The organism is Streptomyces sp. NPDC057616 (assembly GCF_042800575.1).
Lineage (GTDB): Bacteria > Actinomycetota > Actinomycetes > Streptomycetales > Streptomycetaceae > Streptomyces.
Genome location: NZ_JBHVGU010000013.1, coordinates 19,653 through 28,597, shown reverse-complemented (window position 1 = coordinate 28,597; position 8,945 = coordinate 19,653). Strand labels below are relative to the sequence as shown.

Here is an 8,945-nt window from a genome sequence, read left to right as displayed (position 1 = left end):
GGTGGGGGCGGGGGGGTGTTGGGGGCGTGGGGGGGGGTTTGGGGGGGGGGGGGGGAGGTGCGGGGGGGGGAAAAAGTGCTGGGGTCGGGCCTGGTCCCAAAGGGGGGATCGGCCCCTGCCCGCGCTCATGCCGCGGAGCTCCGGGCGCGCCGGTGCGCGATCTCACCCAGGAGCACGTCGACCACGACGAAGGCGGCCGGCGGAATGCCGAGCAGCGGGACGAAGTAGCCGACGACGGCGATCACCACGACGGCCGGGACGAGGATCTGCGGGGGGACCTTCTGCCAGGCGCCGCGCGGGAGCGGCCGGCCGAAGGCGGAGCCGCGGCCGCGCTGCCACCACATGCGGTAGCCCCAGACGATCAGCAGGATCAGGGCGAGTGCGAGCAGCATCAGGGCGATCTGGTTGACCAGGCCGAACAGGGTGCCGGTGTGCAGGTCGATGCCCCAGCGGGTGAGCTTGGCGAGCACCGGGTGGTCGGCGAAGCGCAGTACGTCGGTGACCTCGCCGGTGGCCGGGTCGACCGCCACCGCGTCCTGCTTCTCGGGCCAGCTGCGCTGCACCTGCCGGACCACGTACGTGGAGTTGGCGTCGGCGGGCGGCACGATCTCCACCGGGTCGCCCAGGCCCTTGCCGCGCGCCGCCGCCAGCACCGCGTCGAGGCCGACGCCGTGCTCGGCGCCCCCGGAGGCGGCGGACGCGCCGTGGCCCGCGTGGTCGCCGCCGGCCGCGGCCGACACCGACGGGGTGGCCTGTCCGAGCGAGGTGCGCAGTTCGTCGATGTTCGCCCCGGCGTAGGTGGACCAGGTCAGGCCGGTGGCCGACAGGAAGACGAAGCCGGCGGCGGCCCAGACGCCGACCGTGCCGTGCAGCCCGAGCGTGCGGCGGCGTCCGCCGGTGCCGCGCACCCTGCGCAGGGCCCGGCGGCGGGAGAACCACAGCACGAGACCGCCGCCCGCGATCACCCACAGCCAGCTCGCGGCGAGTTCGCTGTAGAGGCGCCCGGTGTCGCCGAGGTGCAGGTCGCGGTGGAACTCGTCGATCCAGGTGCGCAGCGGCAGCGCGCCGGTCGAGCCGTACTGCTCCAGGGCGCCGCGCACTTGGCCGGTGTACGGGTCGACGAAGACGGCGAGCGTGTGGTCGGGGTCGACGCCGCGGACCCCGGACAGCAGAACCCTCGTAGTGGCGTCGGCCTCCGGGGAGGGCCGCACGGCGGAGACGGTCCCTTCGGGGTGCGCCTTGCGCGCGGCGGCCACCTGCTCGGAGATCGGCAGCTCGCTGCCGCCTGCTTTCGCGACGGTCAACTCGTGGGCGTAGAGGAGCTTTTCGGCCTGGAAGGCGCCGGCGTAGAGAAATCCGGTGACCGCGGCGACGAGCAGGAACGGGGCGACGAGCACTCCGGCGTAGAAGTGCAGGCGCAGCACCAGTGGGCGCAGCGGAGTCCACCAACTGGTGGACGACTCCGGGGTGGTTGCCGGTTGCGGGGCGTCATCGGTGGTGGTCGGGGGTGCGGTGGACATCGGCGGGCTTCTCCGTGGGGGCGGGGACGTGACGGGGCGTGGCGGTCCAGTAGTCGGAGCGGGGCCGCGCCGAGTTCCCGGGGGCCGACGTGGCCTGTGTCACAGGGTGCGACGTCCGGTGCCGGAGGCCGTGGCATGCTGGCCCGATGGCAACTCCCCGTGATCGAGCGCCCCTTGCGGAGCAGGTCGAGGCGCTTCTCGCCGTCGACGGCCCACTGCCCATCGTCGCCGCGGGCGACCCGGTGCTCCGAGGTGGCACCGAGCGCTTCGACGGTCAGCTCGACGACGCGCTGCTGGCCCGCTTCGTCGAGGCCCTGCGCGTCACGATGCACGCGGCGCCGGGCGTGGGCCTGGCCGCGCCGCAGGTCGGTGTGGCGCTGCGGATCGCGGTGATCGAGGACCCGGCGCCGGTGCCGGAGGAGGTGCGGCTGGTGCGCGGCCGGGTGCCGCAGCCGTTCCGGGTGCTGGTCAACCCGTCGTACGAGAGCGTCGGTTCGCGGCCGGCCGCCTTCTTCGAGGGCTGTCTGAGCGTGCCGGGCTGGCAGGCGGTGGTGGCGCGCCCCGCCGAGGTGCGGCTGACCGGCCAGGACGAGCACGGCCGCGCGCTGGACGAGGTGTTCACCGGCTGGCCCGCGCGGATCGTCCAGCACGAGACGGATCATCTCGACGGCACGCTGTACCTCGACCGCGCGGAACTGCGCTCCCTGTCCTCGAACGAGGCGATGGCGGAGCGCTGGACGCAGCCGGCGCCCGAGGAGGCGGCGCGGGCGCTCGGATTCCCGCTGGCGTAGCCGTCCGCGGGCGCCCCCGTCACGGTCGGCCGGTGCCGGGGGCGCGCTGAACTCTCGTAGCGGATACCTCAGTTGTCGCGGTACGACTCCAGCAGCCGCAGCCACACCTCGCTGATCGTCGGGAACGACGGAACCGCGTGCCACAGCCGGCTGATCGGCACCTGGCCCGCGACGGCGATCGTGGCGGAGTGGATGAGCTCGCCGACGCCGGGCCCGACGAAGGTGACGCCACGCAGGATCTCCTCGTTGAGGTCGACGATCATGCGGGCGCGGCCGCGGTAGCCGTCGGCGTACAGGCCGGCGCCGGCCGCGGAGCTGATGTCGACGTCCACGGCGCGCACCCGGTAGCCGGCCTGTTCCGCCTCCGCGAGGGAGAGGCCGACGGCCGCCGCCTCCGGGTCGGTGAAGACGACCTGGGGTACGGCGTGGTGGTCGGCGGTGGCCGTGTGGGCACCCCAGGGGTCCGATTCCAGGATCGGCACGCCGGAGGCGCGCGCGGCGATGGCGGCACCGGCGATGCGGGCCTGGTACTTGCCCTGGTGGGTCAGGAGCGCGCGGTGGTTGACGTCGCCGCACGCGTAGAGCCAGTCGTGGCCGCCGACCCGCAGGCTGTCGTCGACCGGGAGCCAGCTGCCCGGTTCCAGGCCGATGGTGTCCAGGCCGATGTCGCCGGTGCGCGGCGTGCGGCCGGTGGCGAAGAGGATCTCGTCGGCCTCGATGCGGTCGCCCTGGTCGGTGACGACCACGACGGTGCCGTTCTCGCGGGTGACGGACCGCACGGAGGTGCCGGTGCGCACATCCGCGCCGGCCTCGACGAGCGCCTCGGCGACCAGTTCCCCGGCGAACGGCTCCATGCGGTTGAGCAGGCCCTTGCCGCGGACGAGGAGGGTGACCTGCGAGCCTAGGGCCTGCCAGGCGGTGGCCATCTCGGTGGCGACCACTCCCCCGCCGACGACCACGAGCCGGCCCGGCACCTCCTGAGCGCTGGTGGCGTTGCGGCTGGTCCACGGCTTGACGTCGGCCAGGCCCGGCAGGTCGGGCAGAACGGCGTCGGTGCCGGTGCAGACGGCGACGGCGTGCCGGGCGGTGAGCACCTTGCGGCTGCCGTCCGCGGCGGTGACGGTCACGGTGCGCGGGCCGTCCAGGCGGCCGTGGCCGCGGTACAGGTCGGCGCCGATGCCGTCCAGCCATCCGGCCGCGCCCTCGTCGTGCCAGTCCGATGTGTAGTAGTTGCGGTGGGCGAGGACCGCCGCCGCGTCGAGGGGGCCCTGCACCGACTGGCGCAGGCCCGGCACCCGCCGGGCGTCCGCACGGGCGATGACCGGGCGCAGCAGCGCCTTGCTGGGGACGCAGGCCCAGTACGAGCACTCGCCGCCGACGAGCTCGCTCTCCACGACCGCGGTGGACAGACCGGCCGCGCGGGTGCGGTCGGCCACGTTCTCGCCCACCGGGCCGGCCCCGAGCACCACGACGTCGTAAGCGATGGTTTCCGTTTCCGTCATGGGGTCAGTCTGGTGGGTGGTGTGCGCTCAGGCCACACGGGTAGGGGCGCGGAATACGTGACATGTCGGCCGCGTTGTGCCGACGGCTTCGCCACCGACAGCAGGAAGAGGGAATTGCGCGATGAGCAGCACCGTGGAGCTCACCAAGGAGAACTTCGACCAGACGGTCACGGACAACGAATTCGTCCTGATCGACTTCTGGGCGTCCTGGTGCGGGCCGTGCCGTCAGTTCGCACCCGTCTACGAGAAGGCGGCCGAGGAGAACCCCGACCTGGTGTTCGGCAAGATCGACACCGAGGCGCAGCCGGAGCTGGCCGCGGCCTTCGGCATCCAGTCGATCCCGACGCTGATGATCGTCCGTGACCAGGTCGCCGTGTTCGCGCAGCCGGGCGCCCTGCCCGAGGCCGCCCTGACGGACGTCATCGGGCAGGCCCGCAAGCTGGACATGGACGAGGTCCGCAAGGCGGTCGCCGAGCAGCAGTCCCAGGCCGAGCAGAACGGCCAGTAGTCCCGCCCGGGACTCGGCAGTCCCGGCAGGGGTACGGCTCTCCCGGTAGGGGTACGGCCGGGTAGGAGTACGGCCGCCCTAGAAGGGATACGGCGCCACGTCTCCGCGCACCGTCGTCCAGCGCACGTCGGTGAAGGCCTCCAGGTTGGCCTCACCGCCGAAGCGCGCGCCGGTGCCGGACGCGGCGATGCCGCCGAAGGGGGCCACGGCCTCGTCGTTCACCGTCTGGTCGTTGATGTGGACGATGCCGGTCGGAATGCGTTCGGCGAGGTCCAGGCCGCGCGCCGCGTCACGTGTCACGATGCCGAGCGAGAGCCCGTACTCGCCCTGCGCCGCCCAGGCCGCCGCCTCGTCGGCGGTGCTGAAGGCGCGTACGGGCGCGACCGGGCCGAAGACCTCCTCGGCGTAGGCGGGGCTCGCGTCGTCGACACCCGCGATGACCGTCGGACGGTAGAAGAGCTTCTCGTGGGTGCCGCCCGCGGCGACCTTGGCGCCGCGGGCGGTGCTCGCCTGCACCAGACCGTGGATCTTGGTGAGCTGGGCGTCGTCGATGATGGGGCCCAGATGGACCTGTTCGCGGTGCGGGTCGCCGACCGCGAGGGAGTCGGCCTTGGCCGCGAGGCGGTCGACGTACTCCTCGTAGATCGACTGGTGGACCAGGTGGCGGCCGGTCGTCATGCAGATCTGGCCCTGGTGGAAGAACGAGCCCCAGGCGGCCGTCGAGATGACCGCGTCGAGGTCGGCGTCCTCCAGCACGACCAGGGCGGAGTTGCCGCCGAGTTCCAGATGGACGCGCTTGAGGAGGCGTCCGCCCGCCTCGCCGACGGCGCGGCCCGCGGCGGTGGAGCCGGTGAAGGAGATGACGGGCACGCGCGGGTCGGCGACCAGCGCCTGGCCGACGTCGGGTCCACCGGGCAGTACGTGCAGCAGGTCGTCGGGCAGGCCCGCCTCGGCGAAGACCGCCGCGAGCGAGAGGCCGCCGCAGACCGCGGTGCGCGGGTCGGGCTTGAGAACGACCGCGTTGCCGAGGGCGAGAGCCGGGGCGACCGAGCGGATCGAGAGGATCAGCGGGGCGTTGAACGGCGCGATCACGCCCACCACCCCCACCGGGACACGGCGTGTGTACGACAGCCGTGGCGCCTCGGTGGGCAGCACCTGTCCGGCCGGGCGGGAGGCGAGGGCGGCGGCCTCGTAGCACTCCTGGGCGGCGACGTGCAGCTCGAAGTCGGCCTTGCCCGGGATGGAGCCCGACTCGCGCACGATCCACTCGCGCAGTTCCTCGGCGTGCGCCGCGAACAGGTCACCGGCCTTGCGCAGGACGCCGGCGCGGACGAAGTGCGGGACGCGCGCCCACTCCGCCTGGGCGGCCCGGCCGGCCTCGGCGGCGGCCGCGACGTCCTCGGCGGAGGCGAGCGTGACGGTGGCGAGCGTGTCCCCGGTGGCGGGCTCTGTGACGGCGTACTCGGGCCCCGACAGGGAGCGGGGCTGCCAGGTCTTCGGGTCGAGCAGCGGCATGACGGCTCTCCGTTTCGTCACCGGGACTCACATCAGGAGCGGAAGTCCCGTGTAGTTCGCGGCCAGTTCGGCGGCCGCGTGGCGGGATGCTGCGATCCGGCGCAGACGCGCGAGCTGCAGACGGTTCTCGAACACATCCCCATCTGGTTGAGCATGCAACATCTTAGTCATGTCGTAGGAGAAGCGCGTGGCCTGCCACACGCGGGCCAGGCACACGTCCGAGTAGGCGTCGAGGAGTTGCTCGGACTGCGTGCGGTGCAGTTCGGCGAAGGCGCGGGCGAGGACGCGGACGTCGGAGACGGCGAGGTTGAGGCCCTTGGCGCCGGTCGGCGGCACGATGTGCGCGGCGTCGCCGGCCAGCAGCAGCCGCCCGTGGCGCATCGGCTCGTGGACGAAACTGCGCATCGGAGTCACGGACTTGGCGGTGATCGGGCCGCGGTGCAGGGTCCAGTCGGCGTCGATGGCGAAGCGGTCGGCGAGCTCGTCCCAGATGCGGTCGTCACTCCAGTCGTCGGCGTCGGTGCCGTTGGGGACCTGGAGGTAGAGGCGGGAGACGTGCGGCGAGCGCATGCTGTGCAGCGCGAAGCCGCCCCGGCCGCGCGCGTAGATCAGCTCCTCGCAGGAGGGCGCCACGTCGGCGAGGATGCCGAGCCATGAGTAGGGATAGTCGTGTTCGTACGTCCGCCCGAGGGTGTCCGGGAAGGTGTCGCGGGCGATGCCGTGGAAGCCGTCGCAGCCCACCACCCAGTCGCAGGCGAGGGTCTGCTCGCGGCCCTCGTGGCGGAAGCGGACCACGGGTGAGTCGCTGTCCGGCTTCTCGACGGCCAGGGCCTCGGCCTCGAACAACAGCGGTGGCCCTTCGGCCAGTTGGAGCGCGACGAGATCCTTCACGATCTCGGTCTGGGCGTAGATGGTGACCGTGCGGCCGCCGGTCAGGGTGGGGAAGTCGATGTGGTGGCGCTCCCGGTCGAAGCGCAGCTCGATGCCCTGGTGGACCAGCCCCTCGGCGTTCAGCCGCTCGGCCGCGCCGGCCTCGTGCAGGGCGTCGACCGTGCCCTGTTCGAGCATTCCGGCGCGCTGGCGCTGCTCGACGTACTCCCGGGTCCGGGCCTCCAGCACGACGCAGTCCATGCCTATGCGGTGCAGCAGCCGGGCGAGGAGCAGCCCGGCGGGGCCGCCGCCGATGATGCCGACCGTCGTGCGCATGCACGCCTCCTTGGTTCAGCTGGAGTCGCGGTGGATCACCGTGGCTCCCAGCACCTTGTGCGTCTCGGGCGCGGCACCGGGGTTGCGCACCGCGCGGTCGACCAGTTCGGCGAGGTCGCGGCCGGACGGCAGCTCGATGTGGACCGTGCTCAGCCGGGGCCGCAGCAGGCGGCCGAGCATGAGGTCGTCGGCGCCGATGAGGGCCACATCCTCGGGGACGCGCACGCCGACGTCCTGGAGCGCGCGCATCAGCAGCATCGCGTACTCGTCGTTGTACGTGAACACGGCGTCGAGGTCGAGGCCGCGCCAGCGCGCGGCGAGCCGCGAGGCGGACTCCTCCTCGTAGGCCAGGGGGAGTTCGGCGACCGTGGCCTCGGTGCCCTGCAGCGCCCGGCGCACGCCTTCGAGGCGCGGCTGGGCGAAGGAATCCAGGCCGTCCTCCTGGGGCATGACGACGCCGATGCGGCGCCGGCCGCGGTCGAAGAGATGGCCGGCGGCGCAGTGGCCGACGGTCTCGTGGTCCATGAGCAGGGCGTGCGCGCCGTCGACGGACTCGGGGCCGAGGGTGACGACCGCGCGCGCGCCGGAGCGCTTGAGCACGGTCACACCCTGCGGGCTGAGAGGGCCCGCGCCGGGCACCAGCACGGCGACCGGGCGCAGTTCGGCCCAGGCGCGGGCGGCCTCGTCGCCGTGCACGCCGACGGATCCGTACTGCACGACCGTGTAGTCGAGGCGGCCGAGCGCCCACTGGAGCTCGCTGATGAACTGGCTGTAGAGGGGGCCGACCGGGAAGCTGGGGGCGGGCATCAGGACCACGCGGCTGTGTCCGGCGCGCAGACTGCGGGCTGCGGCGTGCGGCACGTAGCCGAGTTCCTTGGCGGCCTCGTGGACCCGGCGGCGCGTGGGCTCACTGATCCGTACGGCGCTGGTGTTGTTCAGGACGTAGGAGACGGTCGCGCGCGAGACGCCGGCCAGGCGGGCCACGTCGGCGCTCGTGGGCACGGAGCGCGCCGTGGGGGACGAGTGCGCGGGCGTTTTCGGTATCTGCACCATGACGTACGGCATCTTTGCAGAACCTGTGTCCGGGGCCACACCCGGGCATCGACGAACATGTTCGTCACGAACTTGTTCGCAACGAACATGTTCGTTACCGTGGGGGCATGACAGACCGACCCGGCACCCCCCGCAGCCGCCGCGAGCGCCCCGCGAAGCCCGCCCTGAGCAGGGAGGGGATCGTCGCCGCGGCGGTCGCGATCCTGCGCGCCGAGGGCCTGCAGAAGGTGACCATGCGGCGCCTGGCGCAGCAGCTCGACACGGGCCCCGCCTCGCTGTACGTCTACGTGCGCAACACCGCGGAGCTGCACGCGGCCGTCCTGGACGAGCTGCTGGGGACCGTCGGGCCGGCGCCGGCCGAGGGCTCGTGGCGGGAGCGCCTCGAGCGGGTGCTCACCGCGTACACCGCGATGCTCTTCGAGCACCCGAGCCTGGCCCGCTCCGCACTGACGGCCCGGCCCAGCGGCCCGCACTACCTGGACCTGATCGAGACGCTGCTGGCCCTGCTCGACGAGGGCGGCGTCCCGCCCGCGCAGGCCGCGTGGGGCGTGGACCTGCTGCTCCAGCACGCCACCGCGACCGCCGCGGAGCACGCGGCCGGCGAGGCGTCCGAGGAGGACTGGGACGCCCTGCGCGGCGCGGTGCACGGCGCGTCCGAGCACACGCATCCGCACATCGCCGCACTCGCCGGCCCACTGCTCGGAGGAGCTCCGCAGGACCGGCTGTCCTGGGGACTGCGGACGCTGATCGCCGGTATCGAGGGCGCTCCGCACCCTGCTGACCTCGAAGCGGGTCCCGCACCCCACTGACCTCAAGGCCGGCCCCCCGCACCCCACTTGACCTCAAGGAG

General features: G+C 73.2%; 8 protein-coding genes. 3 read left to right on the top strand and 5 right to left on the bottom strand.

Annotation, left to right across the window (positions count from 1 at the left end; translation table 11 throughout):
* Nucleotides 1–125 precede the first annotated feature (125 nt).
* A complete protein-coding gene (locus tag ACFU97_RS17880; RefSeq protein ID WP_384257113.1) occupies nucleotides 126–1,520 on the bottom strand; it encodes a PepSY-associated TM helix domain-containing protein in 1,395 nt (464 codons plus the stop codon).
* Nucleotides 1,521–1,666: 146 nt separating this feature from the next.
* On the opposite strand from ACFU97_RS17880, the gene ACFU97_RS17875 reads away from it, so the two are divergent.
* Nucleotides 1,667–2,311 carry a peptide deformylase gene (locus tag ACFU97_RS17875; RefSeq protein ID WP_384257110.1) on the top strand — a complete coding sequence of 215 codons (645 nt, stop codon included), beginning with the start codon at nucleotides 1,667–1,669 and terminating at the stop codon, nucleotides 2,309–2,311.
* A gap of 68 nt (nucleotides 2,312–2,379) precedes the next feature.
* Here the strand turns inward: ACFU97_RS17875 and ACFU97_RS17870 are convergent, their stop codons facing one another.
* A complete protein-coding gene (locus ACFU97_RS17870) occupies nucleotides 2,380–3,813 on the bottom strand; it encodes a dihydrolipoyl dehydrogenase family protein (protein WP_384257108.1) in 1,434 nt (477 codons plus the stop codon).
* 121 nt (nucleotides 3,814–3,934) lie between these two features.
* On the opposite strand from ACFU97_RS17870, the gene trxA reads away from it, so the two are divergent.
* The gene (trxA, locus tag ACFU97_RS17865) at nucleotides 3,935–4,321 is read left to right on the top strand and encodes a thioredoxin (RefSeq protein ID WP_384257105.1); all 387 of its coding nucleotides are present in this window, start codon (nucleotides 3,935–3,937) and stop codon (nucleotides 4,319–4,321) included.
* 78 nt (nucleotides 4,322–4,399) lie between these two features.
* Here trxA and ACFU97_RS17860 read toward each other — a convergent pair whose 3' ends face one another.
* From ACFU97_RS17860 to ACFU97_RS17850, 3 genes are read right to left on the bottom strand one after another with little or no spacing between them, the layout of a single operon-like run.
* Entirely contained in the window at nucleotides 4,400–5,836 is a 1,437-nt protein-coding gene (locus tag ACFU97_RS17860; protein ID WP_384257103.1) for an aldehyde dehydrogenase family protein, read from the bottom strand.
* Between the two features lie 27 nt (nucleotides 5,837–5,863).
* Entirely contained in the window at nucleotides 5,864–7,042 is a 1,179-nt protein-coding gene (locus tag ACFU97_RS17855) for a 4-hydroxybenzoate 3-monooxygenase (protein ID WP_384257101.1), read from the bottom strand.
* A gap of 15 nt (nucleotides 7,043–7,057) precedes the next feature.
* Nucleotides 7,058–8,107, bottom strand: a complete 1,050-nt coding sequence (locus ACFU97_RS17850) for a LacI family DNA-binding transcriptional regulator (RefSeq protein ID WP_384257099.1) — start codon at nucleotides 8,105–8,107, stop codon at nucleotides 7,058–7,060.
* Nucleotides 8,108–8,202: 95 nt separating this feature from the next.
* Between ACFU97_RS17850 and ACFU97_RS17845 the strand changes: the two genes are divergently transcribed.
* Complete coding sequence (locus tag ACFU97_RS17845) at nucleotides 8,203–8,904, top strand: TetR/AcrR family transcriptional regulator (protein WP_384257096.1); 702 nt, start codon at nucleotides 8,203–8,205, stop codon at nucleotides 8,902–8,904.
* Nucleotides 8,905–8,945: the final 41 nt, after the last annotated feature.